At 37.2% G+C, this 20,082-nt stretch carries 26 protein-coding genes, 1 tRNA gene and 1 other annotated feature; of the genes, 19 read left to right on the top strand and 8 right to left on the bottom strand.

The features are described from left to right. Window positions 1-156: 156 nt before the first annotated feature. Window positions 157-1,164, bottom strand: a complete 1,008-nt coding sequence (locus QM406_RS08390; protein ID WP_414273960.1) for a lactonase family protein — start codon at window positions 1,162-1,164, stop codon at window positions 157-159. 209 nt (window positions 1,165-1,373) lie between these two features. On the opposite strand from QM406_RS08390, the gene QM406_RS08395 reads away from it, so the two are divergent. The 5 genes from QM406_RS08395 to QM406_RS08415 all read left to right on the top strand — a co-directional run bounded on the left by QM406_RS08395 (window position 1,374) and on the right by QM406_RS08415 (window position 5,821). Continuing rightward, a complete protein-coding gene (locus QM406_RS08395; RefSeq protein WP_223139852.1) occupies window positions 1,374-2,537 on the top strand; it encodes an AI-2E family transporter in 1,164 nt (387 codons plus the stop codon). Then, a complete protein-coding gene (locus QM406_RS08400; protein WP_414273961.1) occupies window positions 2,527-3,756 on the top strand; it encodes a tetratricopeptide repeat protein in 1,230 nt (409 codons plus the stop codon). The genes QM406_RS08395 and QM406_RS08400 overlap by 11 nt, the downstream gene beginning before the upstream one ends. A gap of 182 nt (window positions 3,757-3,938) precedes the next feature. Next, on the top strand, window positions 3,939-4,775 hold the full coding sequence (locus tag QM406_RS08405) for a DegV family protein (protein WP_049509469.1): 837 nt from the start codon (window positions 3,939-3,941) through the stop codon (window positions 4,773-4,775). Window positions 4,776-4,881: 106 nt separating this feature from the next. Continuing rightward, window positions 4,882-5,157 carry an HU family DNA-binding protein gene (locus QM406_RS08410; RefSeq protein ID WP_001284633.1) on the top strand — a complete coding sequence of 92 codons (276 nt, stop codon included), beginning with the start codon at window positions 4,882-4,884 and terminating at the stop codon, window positions 5,155-5,157. 343 nt (window positions 5,158-5,500) lie between these two features. Then, window positions 5,501-5,821, top strand: coding sequence for a heavy metal-binding domain-containing protein (locus QM406_RS08415; protein ID WP_075231232.1), 321 nt, complete (start codon window positions 5,501-5,503; stop codon window positions 5,819-5,821). Between the two features lie 152 nt (window positions 5,822-5,973). On the opposite strand, the gene tnpA is transcribed toward QM406_RS08415, so the two are convergent. From tnpA to QM406_RS08430, 3 genes are all read right to left on the bottom strand, one after another. Next, window positions 5,974-6,438, bottom strand: coding sequence for an IS200/IS605 family transposase (gene tnpA / locus QM406_RS08420; RefSeq protein WP_311522332.1), 465 nt, complete (start codon window positions 6,436-6,438; stop codon window positions 5,974-5,976). Between the two features lie 185 nt (window positions 6,439-6,623). Continuing rightward, window positions 6,624-6,866: a type B 50S ribosomal protein L31 gene (locus QM406_RS08425; RefSeq protein WP_000710764.1), complete on the bottom strand. Its 243-nt coding sequence runs from the start codon at window positions 6,864-6,866 to the stop codon at window positions 6,624-6,626. A 96-nt stretch (window positions 6,867-6,962) separates the two neighbouring features. Then, window positions 6,963-7,898, bottom strand: a complete 936-nt coding sequence (locus tag QM406_RS08430) for a DHH family phosphoesterase (RefSeq protein ID WP_049529437.1) — start codon at window positions 7,896-7,898, stop codon at window positions 6,963-6,965. Between the two features lie 103 nt (window positions 7,899-8,001). Here QM406_RS08430 and QM406_RS08435 point away from each other — a divergent pair, with 103 nt between their 5' ends. From QM406_RS08435 to QM406_RS08475, 9 genes are all read left to right on the top strand, one after another. Further along, window positions 8,002-8,445, top strand: a complete 444-nt coding sequence (locus QM406_RS08435; RefSeq protein WP_414273962.1) for a flavodoxin — start codon at window positions 8,002-8,004, stop codon at window positions 8,443-8,445. A gap of 221 nt (window positions 8,446-8,666) precedes the next feature. Then, window positions 8,667-8,933 (top strand): chorismate mutase, encoded by a 267-nt coding sequence (locus QM406_RS08440; RefSeq protein ID WP_414273963.1) that lies wholly within the window; start codon window positions 8,667-8,669, stop codon window positions 8,931-8,933. Then, window positions 8,930-9,304 carry a fluoride efflux transporter CrcB gene (gene crcB / locus QM406_RS08445; protein ID WP_414273964.1) on the top strand — a complete coding sequence of 125 codons (375 nt, stop codon included), beginning with the start codon at window positions 8,930-8,932 and terminating at the stop codon, window positions 9,302-9,304. The genes QM406_RS08440 and crcB (QM406_RS08445) overlap by 4 nt, the downstream gene beginning before the upstream one ends. Then, entirely contained in the window at window positions 9,298-9,627 is a 330-nt protein-coding gene (crcB, locus tag QM406_RS08450; RefSeq protein WP_049528200.1) for a fluoride efflux transporter CrcB, read from the top strand. The genes crcB (QM406_RS08445) and crcB (QM406_RS08450) overlap by 7 nt, the downstream gene beginning before the upstream one ends. A 118-nt stretch (window positions 9,628-9,745) precedes the next feature. Continuing rightward, entirely contained in the window at window positions 9,746-10,093 is a 348-nt protein-coding gene (gene rplS / locus QM406_RS08455) for a 50S ribosomal protein L19 (RefSeq protein ID WP_001068669.1), read from the top strand. Window positions 10,094-10,135: 42 nt separating this feature from the next. Then, window positions 10,136-10,207 (top strand) — tRNA-Arg (locus tag QM406_RS08460). A gap of 680 nt (window positions 10,208-10,887) precedes the next feature. Then, a complete protein-coding gene (locus tag QM406_RS08465) occupies window positions 10,888-11,754 on the top strand; it encodes a helix-turn-helix domain-containing protein (RefSeq protein ID WP_414273965.1) in 867 nt (288 codons plus the stop codon). Window positions 11,755-11,988: 234 nt separating this feature from the next. Continuing rightward, on the top strand, window positions 11,989-12,546 hold the full coding sequence (locus QM406_RS08470; RefSeq protein WP_414273966.1) for a CYTH domain-containing protein: 558 nt from the start codon (window positions 11,989-11,991) through the stop codon (window positions 12,544-12,546). Window positions 12,547-12,599: 53 nt separating this feature from the next. After that, window positions 12,600-13,028 carry a hypothetical protein gene (locus tag QM406_RS08475; protein WP_414273967.1) on the top strand — a complete coding sequence of 143 codons (429 nt, stop codon included), beginning with the start codon at window positions 12,600-12,602 and terminating at the stop codon, window positions 13,026-13,028. 234 nt (window positions 13,029-13,262) lie between these two features. Here QM406_RS08475 and yidA read toward each other — a convergent pair whose 3' ends face one another. After that, the gene (yidA, locus tag QM406_RS08480; protein ID WP_153210107.1) at window positions 13,263-14,069 is read right to left on the bottom strand and encodes a sugar-phosphatase; all 807 of its coding nucleotides are present in this window, start codon (window positions 14,067-14,069) and stop codon (window positions 13,263-13,265) included. A gap of 12 nt (window positions 14,070-14,081) precedes the next feature. Beyond that, on the bottom strand, window positions 14,082-15,386 hold the full coding sequence (locus QM406_RS08485; protein ID WP_414273968.1) for an HD domain-containing protein: 1,305 nt from the start codon (window positions 15,384-15,386) through the stop codon (window positions 14,082-14,084). Window positions 15,387-15,457: 71 nt separating this feature from the next. Here QM406_RS08485 and QM406_RS08490 point away from each other — a divergent pair, with 71 nt between their 5' ends. Continuing rightward, on the top strand, window positions 15,458-15,835 hold the full coding sequence (locus QM406_RS08490) for a DUF1934 domain-containing protein (protein WP_248034866.1): 378 nt from the start codon (window positions 15,458-15,460) through the stop codon (window positions 15,833-15,835). Between the two features lie 114 nt (window positions 15,836-15,949). On the opposite strand, the gene QM406_RS08495 is transcribed toward QM406_RS08490, so the two are convergent. Together QM406_RS08495 and QM406_RS08500 are read right to left on the bottom strand one after the other, a co-directional pair. Next, window positions 15,950-17,032, bottom strand: a complete 1,083-nt coding sequence (locus QM406_RS08495) for a DEAD/DEAH box helicase (protein WP_315638993.1) — start codon at window positions 17,030-17,032, stop codon at window positions 15,950-15,952. Beyond that, on the bottom strand, window positions 17,029-18,006 hold the full coding sequence (locus QM406_RS08500) for a Gfo/Idh/MocA family protein (protein WP_414273969.1): 978 nt from the start codon (window positions 18,004-18,006) through the stop codon (window positions 17,029-17,031). Before QM406_RS08500 ends, QM406_RS08495 begins: the two co-directional genes overlap by 4 nt. A gap of 145 nt (window positions 18,007-18,151) precedes the next feature. On the opposite strand from QM406_RS08500, the gene QM406_RS08505 reads away from it, so the two are divergent. The 4 genes from QM406_RS08505 to rpmA all read left to right on the top strand — a co-directional run bounded on the left by QM406_RS08505 (window position 18,152) and on the right by rpmA (window position 20,008). Then, the gene (locus tag QM406_RS08505; protein WP_311523350.1) at window positions 18,152-18,838 is read left to right on the top strand and encodes a YoaK family protein; all 687 of its coding nucleotides are present in this window, start codon (window positions 18,152-18,154) and stop codon (window positions 18,836-18,838) included. Between the two features lie 64 nt (window positions 18,839-18,902). Then, window positions 18,903-18,989: a sequence feature (ribosomal protein L21 leader region), on the top strand. A gap of 34 nt (window positions 18,990-19,023) precedes the next feature. Then, on the top strand, window positions 19,024-19,338 hold the full coding sequence (rplU, locus tag QM406_RS08510; protein WP_000109141.1) for a 50S ribosomal protein L21: 315 nt from the start codon (window positions 19,024-19,026) through the stop codon (window positions 19,336-19,338). A gap of 15 nt (window positions 19,339-19,353) precedes the next feature. Then, on the top strand, window positions 19,354-19,698 hold the full coding sequence (locus tag QM406_RS08515; protein WP_075229048.1) for a ribosomal-processing cysteine protease Prp: 345 nt from the start codon (window positions 19,354-19,356) through the stop codon (window positions 19,696-19,698). A gap of 16 nt (window positions 19,699-19,714) precedes the next feature. Continuing rightward, a complete protein-coding gene (rpmA, locus tag QM406_RS08520) occupies window positions 19,715-20,008 on the top strand; it encodes a 50S ribosomal protein L27 (RefSeq protein ID WP_075229047.1) in 294 nt (97 codons plus the stop codon). The last annotated feature ends 74 nt before the right edge of the window (window positions 20,009-20,082 follow it).

Raw genomic sequence — 20,082 nt, forward strand, 5'->3', positions numbered from 1 at the left:
CCATATGATTCTTTCTAATGAGAGTTTGGTCGCTTTTCATTATAGATCTTATGGAACTTTTTTTCTACAACAAAATAGGCTCCATAATATCTATAGGGGATTTACCCACTACAAATATTATAGAGCCGATTTGAGAATCAAGTTCATTTTTTATGTTTAAAATGTGACGCAAACCGCTTCGGGAACGTGGAAATCATTGGAAAGTTCTGCAAGACGACCAGTATCTGAATTACGTTTAAAGACAGTTGCATTATCAGAATCCTGGTGAACAGCGATGAGGAATTCTTGATCTGGTGAGAGAATAAAGTCACGAGGAGTTTTCCCGTTTGTAGGAACGAATTCCAACAATTCTAAACTACCATCAGCGAGAATAGTGTAAACTACAATAGAATCGTGACCACGGTTTGATGCATACAAATATTTTCCATCTTGTGAGAGACGAATAGCAGCAGTTACATTAAAGTCATTAAATCCTTCAGGAAGAGTAGAAATAACTTGCATTTTTTCAAATGCACCAACACCATCATAAATCAATACTTCAATTGTACTATTGAGTTCACAGATGAGATAGGCAATCTTGTAGTGATTGTGAAAAACAAGGTGACGTGCACCAGCACCAGGACTACAATTGTAGGTAGTTAGCTTATTTAGTTTTCCTTCTGGATTGACATCATAAGTTGTAACCTCATCAGTACCTAAGTCGCAAGTGACTAAATACTGATCTGGTGTTAAATCTGTAAAGTGTACATGTGGAGAAGCTTGATTTTCATGGGGACCATGACCGCTATGCTGAACTGCATCAGCCAATTCTAGACTACCATCTTCTTTACGTTTATAGACCAAAACTTGTCCGTTGTGATAGTTAGCCCCATATACTAGGCTACGTTTCTCATCAACTGCAACATAACAGTGAGGAGCGCCTTCTGTCACAACATGGTTTAGCAAAGTACCATCAGTTTGATAGGCAGCAATTCCACCTTGACCATCTTTGCTACCGACAGTGTAGAGGTGATTTTCTTGATCAAAGGCAAGATAGGTAGGACTTGGCTCAGCAGCAAATAGTTTAAGATTGGATAGTTGCCCAGTTTTTGTATCAAAATCAGCTTGATAAATCCCTTGGGATAAACGACGTGTGTAAGTTCCGAAATAAATTGTTTCAATCATAGCTATACCTCTAAATAAAGATGTTTCTATTATATCATAAATTAGGAGACCTGAAGAAAATAGTGAAAAAAGTATGAAACATCTAAGTATAAAATTAGTAAAATGCAAGGTCGCTTTGTTAAAGTTCTCAATCGTCACCTCAACACTTTAAAAACAGTTTATTCCCTATAAAAATGGTATAATGAAAGGACAAAGGAAAGGAAGTAGATATGGAACAAAAAGAGAAACATTTTAATTTATCTTGGTTTTTTAAATGGTTTTTAGATAATAAGGCTGTTACAGTTTTTTTGGTAGCCTTGTTACTAGGTCTGAATATTTTTATTTTAAGTAAGATTAGTTTTTTATTTATCCCTGTCGTTGATTTTTTATCAGTGGTTATGTTGCCTGTTATTTTATCAGGATTACTTTTTTATCTCTTAAATCCACTGGTGGATTTGATGGAGAAGTATAAGATAAATCGTGTCTTAGCCATTAGTATTATCTTTGTCATTATTGCCATACTCTTGATTATTGGTCTGGCCGTTGCGATTCCAAATCTTCAACGTCAAGTAGTTATTTTTGCGAAAAATGTACCAAATTATCTCGAAGATGCTGACAGAGTTATTGATGATCTTGTAACTAAGCGGTTACCAGATGACTTTAGACCTCAACTAGAACAGGTTCTGGCTCAATTCTCAACACAAGCAACTGCTTGGGCAAGTAATATTTCATCAAAAGCTGTGAACTGGGTGAGTGCTCTTATTAGTGGAACGTCACAAGTTATTGTTGCTTTGATTATCATGCCCTTTATGCTCTTTTATCTCCTTAGAGATGGAAAAGGTTTGAGAGATCATATCACTCAATTCTTACCAAATAAATTGAGAGAACCAGTAGGTAAGGTTCTAACGGATGTGAACCAACAACTTTCTAACTATGTTAGAGGACAAATTACTGTTGCTGTTATCGTAGCAATTATGTTTATCATCTTCTTTAAGATTATTGGTTTGAGATATGCAGTGACTCTTGGAATTACTGCTGGGGTTTTAAATCTTATCCCTTATCTTGGAAGTTTCCTTGCCATGCTACCAGCTCTGGTCTTAGGTTTAATTGCTGGACCAGTTATGCTCTTGAAAGTTATTATCGTTTTTATCGTAGAGCAGACAATTGAAGGTCGTTTTGTATCTCCATTGATTTTAGGTAGTCAATTAAACATCCATCCAATCACTATTCTATTTGTTTTGTTGACGTCTGGTTCTATGTTTGGTGTTTGGGGAGTCCTACTAGGAATTCCTGTTTATGCTTCAGCAAAAGTTGTTATTTCAGCGATTTTTGAATGGTATAAAAAAGTTAGTGGTCTGTATGAGTTAGAAGAGGAGGTTGAAGGTGAGCAATAGTCAAGAAATGCTTGAAGCTTTGGATCAGCAAGATTTAACAAGAGCTGATCACTATTTTCAAAAAGCCTTGGTAGAAGACTCGGATGATCTTCTTCTGGAACTGGCTTATTATCTAGAAGGTATTGGTTTTTATCCACAAGCTCGTCAAATCTATGAAAAACTAGCTCCAATATTTCCAGAAGTTAATCTCAATCTAGCTAGTATCGCAAGCGAAGACGGACAAATTGAAGAAGCGTTTGCCTATCTAGAAGAAATTCAACCTAATAGCGATTCTTATGTATCTGCGCTTGTTTTAAAGGCTGATTTCTATCAAATGGAAGGATTGACGGATGTAGCTCGAGAGAAGCTCTTAGAAGCTCTTAATTACTCTGATGATCCTTTATTGATTTTTGGGCTAGCAGAATTAGATAGTGAACTTGGAAATGATTTAGAAGCGATTAAGGGCTATGCTCAACTGGATAATCGTGAAATATATGAGCAGACAGGGATTTCGACCTATCAACGAATTGGCACTGCCTATGCTCGACTTGGAAAGTTTGAATCAGCCATAGAGTTTTTAGAAAAAGCTTTAGAGTTAGAGTATGAAGATCAGACTGCATTTGAATTAGCAAGTCTTTACTTTGATCAAGAGGAATTTCAAAAGGCAGTTTTATATTTTAAACAGCTGGATACTATATCTCCAGATTTTGAAGGGTATGAATATGGTTATAGTCAGGCTCTACATAAGGAACATCAGACTGAGCAAGCCTTACTGATTGCTCAACAAGGTTTGGAAAAAAATCCTTTCGAAACACGTTTACTACTCCTTGCTTCACAATTATCTTACGAATTGCATCAACCTGAGCAGGCGGAAGCTTATCTTCTTCAAGCTCAAGAAGATGCGGAAGACCAAGAAGAAATCCTCTTGCGACTAGCAACCATGTATCAGGAGCAAGAAAGGTATGAGGATATTCTAGCCTTAGAAGTATATGAGCCAGAAAATCTCTTGACTAAGTGGATGATTGCACGGAGTTACCAAGAAACTGAAGATTTGGATGCTGCCTATGAATCTTATCAGGCATTGGTTCCAGAACTCAAGGAAAATCCTGAGTTTTTAGAGCAATACATTCATCTATTACGAGAACTTGGAAGGTTTGAAGAAGCAAAAGAACAGATTCAACACTATCTCAAGTTGGTTCCTGATGACATACAAATGCAAGATTTGTATGAACGTTTATGATAAATGAACAGTAGTCGTCTTAGTAGGCGACTATTTTGATAAAATGAAAGATTTAAAAATCTATAAATTCCATCATAAAAATGAATAAATACAGTATGAATTTTTAGCTTTTTTTTGATATAATTGTTATAGTTAAATTGAAAAAACTCACTCAAAAAGTGAAACATAGAAAGATTTGAATTATGACACAAGTAAAAATCGTAACAGATTCTTCTGTTACCATTGAACCAGAAGTGGTCAAAGAATTAAATATTACCGTCGTTCCGCTCTCTGTAATGATTGATAGTGTTCTTTATTCGGATGCTGATCTTGAAGAAGGGGAATTTCTTCGCTTGATGAAAGAGAGTAAAAATCTGCCTAAAACAAGTCAACCTCCTGTTGGACTCTTTGCTGAGATTTTTGATGAGTTGAGTAAAGATGGTAGTCAAATTTTAGCCATTCATATGTCTCATGCCTTATCAGGAACTGTCGAAGCAGCTCGTCAAGGTGCAAGTTTGTCAACTGCTAATGTGACTGTATTGGATAGTTCCTTTACAGATCAAGCCCTAAAATTTCAAGTAGTTGAAGCAGCTAAGTTAGCTCAAGAAGGACAAGACATTGAGACAATTGTGGCTCATGTTGAAGAAGTAAAGAAGAACACAGAGCTCTATATTGGTGTTTCTACCTTGGAAAACCTTGTTAAAGGTGGTCGTATTGGTCGAGTGACAGGTCTTTTAAGCTCTCTATTAAATATCCGCGTAGTCATGCAGATGAAAGATGATGAATTGCAACCAATCGTTAAAGGACGTGGAGCTAAAACCTTTAAGAAGTGGTTGGATGAACTGGTTTCAAAACTGTCAGAGCGTTCTGTTGCAGAAATTGGTATTTCCTATTCTGGAACTCGGGACTGGGCAGAAGAGATGAAAGAAATCTTACAACCATTCGTTGAAAAACCAATCTCTGTACTTGAAACAGGTTCTATTATTCAGACCCATACAGGTGAAAATGCTTGGGCTATTTTGGTCAGATACGAGTCCTAAAAAAATAAAGAAAATAGCAAGAAATAGCGTTTTTGACTTGACCTACAAGAGAATTTAGGATATGATTGTAATTGTTAATTAGAAAATATTTGGAGGAATTATTAACATGGCAAACAAACAAGATTTGATCGCTAAAGTAGCAGAAGCTACAGAATTGACAAAGAAAGACTCAGCAGCAGCAGTTGATGCTGTATTTGCAGCAGTAGCTGATTACCTTGCAGCTGGTGAAAAAGTTCAATTGATCGGTTTTGGTAATTTCGAAGTTCGTGAGCGTGCAGCACGTAAAGGTCGCAACCCACAAACTGGTAAAGAAATCACTATCGCAGCTTCAAAAGTTCCAGCATTCAAAGCTGGTAAAGCTCTTAAAGACGCTGTTAAATAATGAATTTAGAAAAAGCCTATTGTATCAAGCTTTCTAGCTTGGTCGATAGGCTTTTTTTGTGTATAGGGGGCAAAAAGGGGGCAGGAGAGAACAGTCTTTTTTTTGCCAGTCATGAATTCCAAGTTATACCCATTGGTAAGATTTATGAAGCTGAGAAAGCTATCTCAAGTTAGGCTTGCAAAGAAAAGATTTAGGCCACCATTCATACAATTGGCACTAAATGGATAGCAAACAAGGATGGTGAGTAGAGTTTCCTTTCAACCACTGAGCCCTTTATAGAATTTCTTGACAGAGTTAGTGAAAGGGTTTACAATTATATAAAAGAAGTTAGGAGGAAAGGAGCATGATTATTTCAACTACGGGAATTGAAGGCAAGAAAATCCTAGCCTACAAAGGAATCGTCTTTGGTGAAGTGGTTGCTGGCGTTAATATGTTCAAAGATATGGCTGCTGGCTTCCGTAATGTTTTTGGAGGACGAGCTAGTAGTTATGAAGGCGAGTTGACTCAAGCAAGAGAAGAAGCTCTAGCGGAAATGATGGAGCGTGCAAGTGAACGTGGAGCAAATGCTATTATAGGTATAAAAATGGACTATGAAACTTTAGGTGCTGAAAATGGTATGCTAATGGTCACTTGTAGTGGAACAGCAGTTGTGATTGACTCATAATTTGAAGAAAATCATAACCACCCGTCTAACGGGTGGTTTGCACCAGGGCTATAAGCCCAAATTACCAGCCAGCGCCTAAAGACGCTGGCTTTCACGTTGTTCAAGCCTCATTGCTCTTGACTCGTCACTTGCCTCTTAAAGAGGCGTGAGTATTACTTGCCACTATCCCTAAAGGGATCCTCATATTCTTTTACACTTAATTTATCTAGTGCTATATCATGCTTTTCCTGATCTTGTATGTATTTCCTTATCGTGGCTTCATTAAGCCCTACTGTACTCACATAATAACCTTCTGCCCAGAAATGCCGATTCCCAAACTTATATTTCAAATTGGCGTGTTTGTCAAACATCATGAGTGCACTTTTACCTTTTAAATAACCCATAAAACTCGAAACACTTATCCTTGGTGGAATACTTACTAACATATGTACATGGTCTGGCATTAAGTGACCCTCGATAATTTCAACTCCCTTATAACTACACAAGCGATGAAATATTTCACCTAAACTACTCCGATATTGATTATAGATGACTTTTCGTCTATACTTAGGGGTGAACACAATGTGATACTTACAGTGCCACTTTGTGTGTGATAAACTATGAGACTTTTGTACCATGGTTTTCTCCTTTCGCTTTACAATTGGCTTGAACACCTTTATTGTATCGCGTTTGGAGTTTTTTTGGTATAACCTTCGACGCGCACCCGCATAGCGGGTGGTTTATTTGTCTCGCACCTCACGGAGCGAGACGGACTAATAGTCACATAAACAAAAAAGAACAGTCGGAACTGTTCTTTTTATGATTATTTGAGACCGTATTTTTTGTTGAAACGATCCACGCGTCCATCTGCTTGAGTGAACTTTTGACGTCCAGTGTAGAATGGGTGTGAGTCTGATGAAATTTCCACACGGATCAATGGGTAAGTTTCACCTTCGAACTCAACAGTTTCGTTAGAGCGTTTTGTTGAACCGCTAAGGAATTGGTAACCAGTAGTTGTGTCCATGAAGACAACTGGGCGATATTCTGGATGGATATCTTTTTTCATTTTGCAATATTTCCTTTCTGCCATGGTCTCTTTGCGAGCCATAGATTGTTACCATACTAGTCTATCAGATTCTGATAAGTTTGGCAAGCTTTTTATCTATTTTTTCAGTAAGTTTTTTAATTTTTGATAGATGACTTCATTTTCCTCTAGACTATAGGAGTTAGCACCACTTGCAAGTGGGTGACCTCCACCATCATGTTCTTTAGCAACACCATTGATTGGAACGAATTTACTGCGAAGTCGAACGCGATAGTGGCCATCTGCTTGTTCCACAAATATTCCCCAAAGATTAACTGTATCGATACGGCCTGGAGCTCCAACAATGGCTGCTGTTTCTGCATCTGTTACCTGATATGTTTTTAGAATTTCTTGAGTCAGTATGACACGTGCGACACCATTTTCATCAACTTCTAGGTGATCATAGACATAACCTTGAAGTTTAGCGATTTTAAAGCTCATAGTGTCCATTTTACGTGTTAATTCAGCATAGTCAAAGTTATGTTCTCTTAGTTTACTAGCAATTCGAAGGGTACGAGCAGAAGTAGACGGATAAAGGAAACGGCCGGTATCGCCAATAATTCCAGCACAGAGCATTTTAGCAGCGTAGTCGGATAATTCTAGGTTAGTTGCTTCAGCAAAGAGAGCAATCATCTCACTGGCACTGCTAGAGTTGGTATCTACCCAAACAAGATCTCCATAGACTTCGTCATTTGGATGGTGATCAATTTTAATAATGGTTTCAGCATTAGTATAACGTTTATCATCGATACGAGCGGTATTTGCTGTATCACAGATGATAGCAAGCGCACCTTGATAATCCTTGTCTTCTACCTGATCCATCTTTGTAAGCCATGTTAGGGTTGGCTCATCGTAACCAACTACCTTGATTTTTTTTTCTGGGAAATGGTGTTCCAGAAGTGCTTTGAGTCCAACCTGACTTCCTAAGGCATCAGGATCCGGTTTCATGTGACGGTGAATGATGATGGTATCGTATGCTTTAATTTTTTCTAAAATTTGATGGCAAATTTCCATAAGTGACCTCAATTCTTTCTTATTTCATTGTAGCACAAGAGTTTTTATTTTTAAAATGAAAAAGATGTGATATAATGGAGAAAGATAAATTGAGGAGGACGATATGGCATTAGCAAAAATTGTATTTGCCAGTATGACCGGTAATACCGAAGAAATTGCAGATATTGTAGCAGATAAATTGCGTGAATTGGGCTTAGAGGTGGATGTTGATGAGTGTACAACTGTTGACGCATCTGACTTTCTTGAAGCAGATATCGCAATCGTTGCAACCTACACTTACGGTGATGGAGAGTTACCAGATGAGATGATGGACTTCTACGAAGACCTAGCAGATCTTAATTTGAGTGGCAAAATCTACGGTGTGGTAGGATCAGGCGATACTTTCTACGATGAGTTCTGTAAGGCTGTTGATGACTTTGATCGTGTATTTGTGGCAACAGGAGCTGAAAAGGGATCAGAGTGCGTCAAAGTGGATCTCTCTGCAGAAGAAGAAGATATCGAACGCTTGGAACAATTTGCAGAAGAATTGGTTGCTAAAGTAGGATAAGCATGAAGTTGCACTGATGAAAGTTGTCAGTGCAGTTTTTGTTAGTTGTCCCTAGGAATGAACTAGCCCATTTATACTCTTCGAAAATCAAATTCAAACCGCGTCAACGTCGCTTTGCTGTACCCAAGTACAGCCTGCGGCTAGTTTCCTAGTTTGCTCTTTGATTTTCATTGAGTATTAGAAGCTTTTTATAAATTGATTCAAATTAAGAAGGAGGAACTATGGATTTAGATATTATTAGACAAGAAATCGATCAAATTGATGACCAAATCGTAAAACTCTTAGAAGAAAGAATGCATCTAGTTGAGGATGTAGTGGCTTATAAAAAAGCTTCAGGAAAAGCTATTCTAGATACCAAAAGAGAAGAAGCTATCTTTGAGAAGGTCAGAAATCGTGTCAGCAATAAAAAATACGAAGAGACAATCGTTGAGACTTTTTCTGATATTCTCAAACGTTCGCGCGATTATCAGGATAAAAACATCAAATGAAAAAAGAACAATTTTACCCATTAGGAATCTTGCTAGCTGCCATGCTAGGAGGACTTGTCCGATATCAGATTTCGAGATGGTTGCCAGCCAGTCCAGGCTTTCCATGGGGAACTCTCTTTGCTAACTATCTAGGAATTTTCTGCTTAGTCTATCTTGTCAAAGGTTATTTGGTTTATAAGGGAAGCAGTAAAGGTGTCATTTTAGCGCTTGGAACTGGCTTCTGTGGAGGATTAACGACTTTTTCAAGCCTCATGTTAGATGGCGTGAAATTGCTGGATACAGGTTCTTACCTAAGTCTAGTAATCTATCTAGTTCTGAGCATTGGTGGTGGACTTTTATTGGCTTATTGTTTAGGGAGGAAGAAATGGTAGTATTATATCTAGCGCTTGCTTGTGGACTAGGTGCCCTTGTGCGTTATTTCTTTTCACGTTATAATCAGGGTTCAGTACTGCCTCTAGGAACTCTCATAGCTAATCTACTGGGCTGTTTTTTGATTGGCTTATTTTACAATCATGTGGAGTCTAAAGAAGTCTATCTTATCCTTGCCACAGGATTTTGTGGAGGTCTAACCACTTTTTCAACCTTGAATGATGAACTCCAAAAACTCTTAGCTGATAAGAAGGTCTTTTACAGATATTTTCTCTTGACCTACTTAGGTGGTTTGCTTGCTATTTTTTTAGGAATTTTACTGTAAATTTCTTTACTTTTTCTAGGAAATTTGGTAAACTGTATCTTGTGTGTAATGGACGCACAAAAATACAGTTTATCCGCTGAGGAAGCTTCCTCAAGATTGACAAAGATAGGAGAATAAAATGAATCCATTAATCCAAAGCTTGACAGAAGGTCAACTTCGTACTGATATCCCATCATTCCGTCCTGGTGACACTGTTCGTGTACACGCGAAAGTTGTCGAAGGTAACCGTGAACGTATCCAGATTTTTGAAGGTGTTGTTATTGCACGTAAAGGTGCTGGCATCTCAGAAAACTACACAGTTCGTAAAATCTCTAACGGTGTAGGTGTTGAACGTATCTTCCCAATTCACACTCCACGTGTTGAAAAGATCGAAGTTGTTCGTTACGGTAAAGTACGTCGTGCGAAATTGTACTACTTGCGTGCCCTTCAAGGTAAAGCAGCTCGTATCAAAGAAATCCGTCGTTAATTCGACAAAAAAACTCTGCTCATTCGGCAGAGTTTTTCTCTAGCTCCCTTAGTTCAATGGATATAACAACTCCCTCCTAAGGAGTAGTTGCAGGTTCGATTCCTGCAGGGGGCATATCAAGAAGCATAAAGAAATATAAAGAATATTCAAAATGTTTATTTGAAGGCAATTTTCTCAAGTTCATTTTTAAAAATAATTTAGCATTTTTAATTTTTTTGACCAAATTTTGACCAAAAGTTATATTTTGATCAATGATTATAGATAAAGTGGATCTGCAAAGTAACTTTGACATCTATTAGTTAAAAAATAAGGACTTCCTTTGTTAGAATGTCCTTATTTTTATTATGGAATTGGACAAATGAGGTAAAGGTTCAGATTTATGAATTCAGAAAGCAAGTACAAAGCTTTAAACAGCTTTCGAAAAGATTTGGTGTGGATTTTTCGGGCTAAGGTATGTGACAAGATGAATTGATTGTTATGAAATAGAGAGCGTAAAAAATGGAAAAAATCCTTATTATTCCCCTGAATTTGCTATGTTGTACAAGACTATTTCTGGTCTGTTAAATCTATCAATAACAATATCTAAACATGATAGTCTAATATCTAATCCATTTAAAGTGAATAAGTTTATCAATCGTTTGAATAAGAAAATCTCAAAAGAAGAAGAGATAGGTTTTCAAAAATAACTTATCTAGTCATTGTTTATATATAATTTGTATCTTTTAGTCTATCAATTTGTATTTAAAATTTAATCATGTTACAATTGAAATTGAATAGAAAAGGAAAATGCAAACGTGGGCACACTTTTAGCAACAAGATTAAAAAATAGGCGAAAAGAATTAAAAATGTCTCAGCGAGAATTAGCTGAGGGGATATGTAAACAGGGACAGATTAGTCGATTAGAGAATGGAGAATTTACTCCAGGAGCAGACTTTTTATATGCTCTGTCTAAGAAGTTAAAAGTTAGTATAGATTATTTTTTTAATGAGCAGATTGGAGAGGAGATTGATGAGCTATCAGAGTTTAAGAAGTTAGCCCAGACTTTTATCACAAATCGAAATTATGAGTCTTTGAAATATATATATGAACTAGAGAGTGTAAAGGTACATCGCTTGTCTCTAGTAGATAAGTTTTATATGGAGTGGATAAAATCTCTTATAGATTTTTATTTCTATGGGCAAAAAGAGGAGGCTGTGGCAAGATTGGAGAAGGTTCTGTCTCAGTTAAGTGTATCTGACTTGACCTATCTTAAGGTTTCAAATACTCTATTCAATTTTTATTATGATATTGAAGATTTAGAAAGTTTTAATGAAATTCGAGAAAAGTTAGAGTATCAAGTAAATCAACTCAAATTAAACACAATTGAAGAATTAAACCTTTCTATTAAATTTAATTATAATGTTTGTCGCTACCTATGGTTGCAGAATAATACTGAGGAAGCTATTACTAAAATCACAAATACGATAAAGCAATGTAAGACGTATAGAACAACATATCTTTTGGCTGATTTGTATTTATTGATGGGAAATGTCAGTAAGAATTTTTCTTCTAAAGTTGCAGTAAAAGATTACTTTGAAACGGCTTATTTCCTGTATAAGCTTGAGGGCAATATGTCAATGGCTCTTAAAATCGAGCATTATATTGCAGATATAACAGAATAGTAAAGACGATGTTCAATTAAGCATCGTTTTTTTAATCCAGAAAGATACAAATATGTATTTAACAAAAATAAATAAAAAAATATTATCAAAATTCTTGACATTATTATATTGAAGTGCTAAAATGAGTGCAAGAAAATATTAGGCTTTTTGTCCATAAAACATCTACAGAAACTAACTATAGACTGAGTGAATGTAAAGAGACTTCAGCCTTTGAAGAATTGAGAGGTAAAATTAATGAATGAATTAGAAGTTAGATTTGAACTCAACGATGAGAAAGATTATAATAATGCTATTTCATATTTAGAAAAATCTTATAAATTTAAGAATGAAAATAAGCAAGTTGATAAATATTTTAAAACAAAAGGAAGAGAATTTGAAAATGATGAGGTAGGTAGCTTTATCTACAGAATTCGCCAAGAAGATGATAATAAAGCATGTGTTTTTACAAGAAAAGAAACGATAAAACAAGGAATGTGGAGTGAAAGTGAAATAGAGTTAGAATCTGAAAAATTAGAATTTGTAAGGAATATCTTGCAAGAGGGTTTTTCAAATATTTTCACAATAAGTAAACATAGAAAGACTTATCATGATGAATTAGAAAATAAAACGATTAATCTAGATAAGATTGATGGTCTTGGATTTTATCTTGAGATAGAGATTTTAGGAGATTTTTCAAAAAAAGATTATAATAATTTTTATGATAAAATGTGCGGAGAGTTCTCGTTTTTAAATTCAAAAATAGAAACAAAGGGCTATGTCCAATTAATGCGAGAAAAAAATGGACGTAATTAAAATTATCAAATAGTCTTGTTGGGATTGTTTACTCAATTGCTGGATTTGGAAGTTTGATAGCAGTAACCTTTCTTTCTACTTTTTTGAATAAGAAGGATGCTTTTATATTGATGAATATATCAATGGCAACCATCCCACTTGTCATTATGGCGAGTGGAATAGTAGAAAATTGGATATTTTTTGGAATTTGTTATTCAATTTTGAGCGGATTAATTACAATAGCTTCTGTTTCGATTACAACAATACAGCAGCAAGAAAGTACTGTGTATAATATTGGAAAGATACTTTCTAGTTCTTTTGTAATAGCTACCATTTTTGCACCTTTTGGAGGAATACTGGCTGCTTATTTTAATTGGCTTTTAAATCCGAGATTAAGTCTAGTTATTTTGGGATTACTAAGTAGTTTATTGGTTATTCTTATAAAGAGTTATGAAAAAAAGCTAACTAAGAAAAGAACTGCAATATTTATAAAGGAAGATTAGTGGATTAATTATCATTAGAAAAAATAATATTAATTCGTAGTAAAATAAAAAATTGAAAAGGGTTTTACATAATGTACTACCTAATTCATATTTAATAATTATTGAGGGGATAGAACTAGAAACCAAAAATACTGAATTTTAAACTGCCCCCAAAAGTAAGATTTTTCTGTCTAACTTTTGGGGGCAGTACATTATCTCTAACTTCTGGAGTACTTTTTCTATATTCAAATTATTTTACAGTACCCATGTACGGATGGCATGGGCAACGCCAGATTCATCATTAGGTTTAGTGATGTATTTGGCGATTTTTTTGATTTCTGGATTTCCATTTTCCATGACAACGGGGTTACCAACGACTTCCAGCATGGCACGGTCGTTTTCTTCGTCACCGATAGCCATGGTTTCATCTTTGGTCAATCCGAGTTTTTCAGCTAGATGAGTGATGGCTGAACCTTTGTCCACATTCTTTTTAAGGAGTTCGAGGTAGAAAGGAGCGGATTTGTTGATAGAGTAACGCTCATAAAATTCTGCTGGGATTTTTTCAATGGCAGCATCAAGAATCTTAGGCTCATCGATGAACATACACTTGACGATTTCCTTGTCAGCCATTTCTTCAGGTGTGCGGTAGAAGATGGGCATGCTGACGAGGGTTGATTCGTGCACAGTGTATTTTCCGATATTGCGATTGGCTGTGTAGATGCCGTCCTTGGTAATAGCGTGCATGTGGACACCGAGCTTACGACTGAGAAATTCCATATCCAGATAATCCTCATAAGTCAAGGATTCGCTGATAATCTCATGTCCTGTAGCAGTTTCTTGGACAAGGGCACCGTTGAAGGTCACAACATAGTCACCCTCGTCTCTCAACTGCAAGTCATCCAGAAGTTTGGCAACACCTGCGATAGGGCGGCCAGTTGCAATCACGACTTTGACACCGGCTTGTTTGGCATCCTGGATGGCAGAAAAGACTTCAGGAGTAATCTCCTTTTGGCTATTGACTAGGGTTCCGTCTATATCAACGGCAATTAGTTTAATACTCATAAATTTCCTCTTCTAGTTTTTATTTGGGGTAAAATGATCGTTCTCAATCAAGTGTAAAAATTGCTGGGTAATGCTTGCAAAGATGCTGTTTTGATCCAACATTTCTTTTGGGAAATAGAAACGATTATCTCCGTGGCGGCTGCCAGCAAGGGATTGGACAATAGGAGACAGGCTAGAGAGTTCGGCTAGTTCTCCGTTTTTTTGTATAATCTCAATCTGCGTCCGTGGGTTTTCTGATTCAGGGCGATAGATATCATAAGGAAGGTCAAAGTTCTTATGAATAGCTGTGTAGTAGTCGGGATCAAAGCCGATGTCTTCTACTAATTTTCTCATAGATGCAAGCTGTTCTTGATCTTCTTGTGAAAAGGTAATGGATTTAAAGACTTTGCGATTGACAAAACGTTGTGACAGGTCTGCTAGTATCTTGTCAGGACTAGTCATCCAGAGCTGGAAGTAGGTATTCATCACACCATCATCCAGAGCCAGATAGTCAGCTAAGATAACATTTTTTTCGAAAAATGGCAGTAGATGCGGGGATGTAAGAGTAAAGAAGTCTTTGTTATCTGGATAAAGTTCTTTAGCACGTTTCAAAAGATTCTGCAGAAGGACTTCCATAGCACGTGTTGCAGGATGGAAATAAACCTGCATGTACATTTGATAGCGACTTAGAACATAGTCTTCGATGGCATGCATCCCGTTTCGTTGAAAGGCAATTCCGTTTTCGATAGGGCGAATAACTCGTAGGATACGTGTCAGGTCGAATTCTCCATAGGAAGCACCTGTAAAGTAGGAGTCTCGCAAGAGATAATCCATCCGATCTGCATCAATTTGACTTGAAATCAGTTGGACCACCTGCTTATTTGGATAAGTGTGGTCTATAACGCTCGCTACCTTTTCTGGGAAATCTGGAGCTACCTGTAAAAGAACCTGGTGAATCTCTGTTTCGGGGCTTTGGATAATTTCCTGCGTAATCGCCTCATGATCGGTATCAAAGAGATGTTCAAAAGTATGGGAGTAGGCACCATGTCCTAAGTCATGAAGGAGGGCTGCAGTCATGGTTAGGAGGGACTCCGAATGATCCCATTCTTTAGGATACTTTTCCTCAAAAATCTCGGTGATGCGGCGCGCAATCTCGTAAACACCTAGACAGTGAGAGAAACGACTATGTTCTCCACCATGAAAGGTGTAACTGGATGTTCCGAGCTGCTTGATACGACGAAGCCGTTGAAATTCTTTTGTATTGATTAAGTCATAGATAATCTGATTATCAACATGGATATAATTGTGAACAGGGTCACGAAATACTTTTTCATTCATAAAACCATTATAGCAAAAAGCCACAGTTTTTGGTAAAATAGTAGGATAAGAGTGAAGAAAGAGGACTTGAAGTGAAGATTCGAATGAGAAATACCATCCAATTTGATGAACAATTGGAAGTGATCGACCAACTTTATGATGTTGAGTTACGTGAGAAAGGTGATTTTTCCTATCTCTTTTTTTACAATGAAGAGAAGGAAAAAGTGGTACTCAAGTTTAATGATACAGAGTTGGTGATGTCTCGATTTTCCAACCCTAAGACCATCATGCGTTTTCTGAAGGAAGCTGATAGTTTAGCCTATATTCCTACACCAATGGGGATACAGGAGTTTATCATCCAAACAAGCCATTATCAAGTTGAACAACAAAAGATTGAACTAGCCTATCAACTACAAAACAAAGAAGGAAATCCATTTGCGGACTATCGCTTAGAAATTACTTGGGGATAAGAAAGTCGGTGGAGGAGAAATCGATAGACAAAGTCTCGATTTCCTAGTTCCAAATCAGCTAGCAGGTCAAATTTTTTTGCTAAAAAAATGAGGTTGGAATTTTTATCCCAGCCTCTATTTGATATATAGTTCCTGATTTTTTAGGACGATTTCACGTACACTTGCAAATTTCTTAAGTTTTTTAAGATCTTCTGGATGTGTAACAAGGGTAATAACATATCCCTCTTTACCCATACGACCTGTACGTCCAGCACGGTGAGTATAGGTTTCAATATCTCTAGGGACGTCAAAGTTGAGCACACATTCCAGGCTATCAATGTCGATACCACGAGCTAGAAGGTCTGTCGCAAGAAGTAGTGTTAGCTGATTATCTTTGAATTTTTCTAAGATAACTTTTCTAAATTTGACGTTGACATCGCTAGCTAGTGAAACAGCTAAAACATCACGATACTGCAATTTTTCCTCAGCGCTTCCGAGGTCTGACAAACTATTAAAGAAGACTAGGCCACGGAAATCCTCGACATGTGCCAGTTTTCTAAGCATATCAACTCTGTGTCGTTGGTCTACTTGCATGTAGAAGTGTTGAATGTTGTCCAACTTTTGATCAGAGAGGTCGATGGTGCGCGTGTTGGGCGCAATCTTATCTTGGTCAAATTTGGTAGTCGCACTCATATAAATTAGTTGATGATCTCGAGGAGCGTAGTGAGTAATCTTTTCTACAAAGTGGATTTGAGAATCATCTAGCAACTGGTCAAATTCATCAAGTATGATAGTCTCCACATTCATCATCTTGATTTTCTTCAATTTGATCAGTTCAAAGATACGCCCAGGAGTTCCAATCAGAATTTCTGGTCCTTTTTTCAGTCGTTCGATTTGACGTTTCTGACTCGAACCAGAAAGGAAGAGCTGAGCAGTCAAGCCGATAGCTTCACCCCAAGTTTTAGTTACCTCAAAAATCTGACCAGCCAGTTCAGTATTTGGTGCTAAAATCAATAGTTGCTGCGCTTTTTTCTTTTGGAGACGGAGAAGACTTGGTAGGAGATAAGCTAAAGTCTTACCTGTACCAGTTGGACTGACTCCAAGGAGGGTTTGACCGTCTAAAATCGGATCAAAAAGCTGAGTTTGGATGGGTGTGAATTCTTGGAAACCAAGTTGGTCAAGGAGTTCTAGCCATTCAGTTGGTAGTTTGGTTTTCATTTTTCTGCCTCAAATCTAATGCCAGCAGTCTGGCGCATGGTGTAAAGTAGCTTATGGACGTGTGTTGCATCATCCAGCCAAGCTTGGTAAAGTTCTAGGTTTGGCTGTTTGATCATGTTCGCGAAAGCAGCGACCTCCTCAGTCATGGTATGAGGTGCCTGCTGAATAGCTAGATGTGTTTCATTACCTTGATGATCTGTAAAAATAGCAGAGCGGATATGCTCAATGGTGTTGAGTGTCAAGGTTCCATCTGTTGTATATATTTCACAATGCAGATTAGAAGTAATGTTTTTACCAGCTTTGATATGAACTTGATATTCAGGATAAGATAAGATACCATCTCCGTTCAGATCAATAGTGTTGTCAAGTTGCTGTGCTTGATAGGTCGCATCAAGTGCCTTTCCAAACAAGCGAACCGCAGCATAGATCGGATAAATTCCCAAGTCCATGAGAGCCCCACCAGCAAAACGGTCTGAAAAGACATTCGGAGTGTTTCCAGAAAGAAGGTCTGGCATCTTAGAAGAATACTTGGCATAGTTAAAGTCTGCCCCTAAAACTTGCTTGTCTGCAAGAAAGTCTTTAATTGTCGCAAAAGCATCTTCGTGATAGTTTCTTGCTGCTTCAAAGATAAAACATTGATTTTCTTGAGCTGTTTCAACTAAATCCTGCCATTCTTGTGGTTGAGTCACCGCTGGTTTTTCAAGGATAACATGCTTGCCAGCAGATAAAGCAGCCTTAGCTTGAGTAAAGTGTAGAGAATTTGGACTTGCGATATAGACAACATCAAATTCAGACTGGAAGAAATCCTCTAAATTATCAAATAGACCAACATTTTGATAAGGACTAGTAAATTGCTGAGCAGTCGTGAGCTTTCTTGAATAAACAGCCACTAACTGGAATTCCTGACTAGTATGAGTAGCTTCTATAAAGTGGTGACTGATTGCACCAGTACCGATAATACCAAGTTTTAGCATGAAATCTCCTTTTCTACAAGTAATGACTGCTTTCATTATATCACAGATAGACTAAACTAGCCAAAGGGAGACAAATCTTTTATTTGACACTTCGAAAAATTAAGAGAAAATGGTACAATAGATTCAGAAAAAATAGGAGTGTAGTATGAGATTATTACCAATGAGAAAAATTTCTCGTCATTCAAAACGATTGGCGCTTTTTTTGACTTTTTGTGCGGGTTATGTAGATGCCTATACCTTTATCATACGTGGGAATACTCTAGTTGCAGGCCAAACGGGAAATGTCGTTTTCCTTTCCGTTGGTCTCATTCAGGACAATGTTTCAGATGCCAGTGCCAAGGTAATGACCTTGATTTCCTTCATGGTGGGTGTCTTCCTTTTGACAGTCTATAAAGAAAAGTTGAGGATTGTAAGGAAACCAATTCTATCCCTTATTCCACTAGCAATTTTATCTTTGATTATAGGATTTGTTCCCTTGACGGTTGATAATATATACATAGTACCACCGTTAGCATTTTGTATGGGACTTGTAACAACAGCTTTCGGAGAAGTTTCGGGAATTGCATACAATAATGCTTTTATGACGGGAAATATTAAACGAACTATGTTGGCTTTCGGGGACTATGTTCGAACCAAACATACTCCCTTTTTGCGAGAAGGTCTAATCTTTGTTAGTTTGCTATCGAGTTTTGTTCTAGGAGTTGTTGTCTCAGCTTATCTGAGTATTTTTTATGAAGAAAAAACAATTTTAGGAATTCCAATCATGATGAGTATTTTTTATCTAAGTATGCTTTTTGCTAATTGGAGGAAAAAAGTCGGAGAAAAAGCTTAATTTTGATGATAAATGCTTGTCAAAAAATAGGAATCATGCTATACTTGTAGAGTTGACTATGCACAGTCCTGTGCAACCGCACGAACATCGTTGCTTGATTTTCAAGTGTAAGTGGTTCGTCCCACGATGCTAGGCGAGTCTTCACAAAAATACGGGGAAACCCAAAAAATCATAGGAGGTGCATAATGAGCACATACGCAATTATCAAAACTGGCGGAAAACAAGTTAAAGTTGAAGTTGGTCAAGCAGTTTACGTTGAAAAATTGAACGTTGAAGCTGGTCAAGAAGTTACTTTTAACGAAGTTGTTCTTGTTGGTGGTGAAAACACTGTTGTCGGAACTCCACTTGTTGCTGGAGCTACTGTAGTTGGAACTGTTGAAAAACAAGGAAAACAAAAGAAAGTTGTTACTTACAAGTACAAACCTAAAAAAGGTAGCCACCGTAAACAAGGTCACCGTCAACCATATACTAAAGTTGTCATCAACGCAATCAACGCTTAATTTTAAGGAGAACACATGATACAAGCAGTCTTTGAGAGAGCCGAAGATGGCGAGCTGAGGAGTGCGGAGATTACTGGACACGCCAAAATTGGCGAAAACGGCTTTGACGTCGTGTGTGCATCGGTTTCTACGCTTGCCACTAACTTTGTCAATTCTATTGAGAAATTTGCAGGCTATGAACCAATCTTACAATTAAACGAAGATGAAGATGGTTATCTAATGGTGGAAATTCCTAAAGATATCCCTTCACATCAGAGAGAAATGACTCAGTTATTCTTTGAATCATTTTTCTTAGGAATGGCAAACTTATCGGAGGACTCTTCTGAGTTCGTCCAAACCAGAGTTATCACAGAAAACTAACACGGAGGAAAACATTATGTTAAAAATGACTCTTACTAACATGCAACTTTTCGCCCACAAAAAAGGTGGAGGTTCTACATCAAACGGACGTGATTCACAAGCGAAACGTCTTGGAGCTAAAGCAGCTGACGGACAAACTGTAACAGGTGGATCTATCCTTTACCGTCAACGTGGTACACACATCTATCCAGGTGTAAACGTTGGACGTGGTGGAGACGATACTTTGTTCGCTAAAGTTGAGGGCGTAGTACGCTTTGAACGTAAAGGTCGCGATAAAAAACAAGTTTCTGTTTACCCAATCGCAAAATAAAAAGGTCCAGTGAACCTTTTTATCCCGAGCCTTGAAATGTAAAGGTGAGGAAGCTAGAAGTAGCATTAAATAAG

This window comes from Streptococcus infantis (assembly GCF_047465035.1).
In the GTDB taxonomy this organism is placed as follows: Bacteria; Bacillota; Bacilli; order Lactobacillales; family Streptococcaceae; genus Streptococcus; species Streptococcus infantis_T.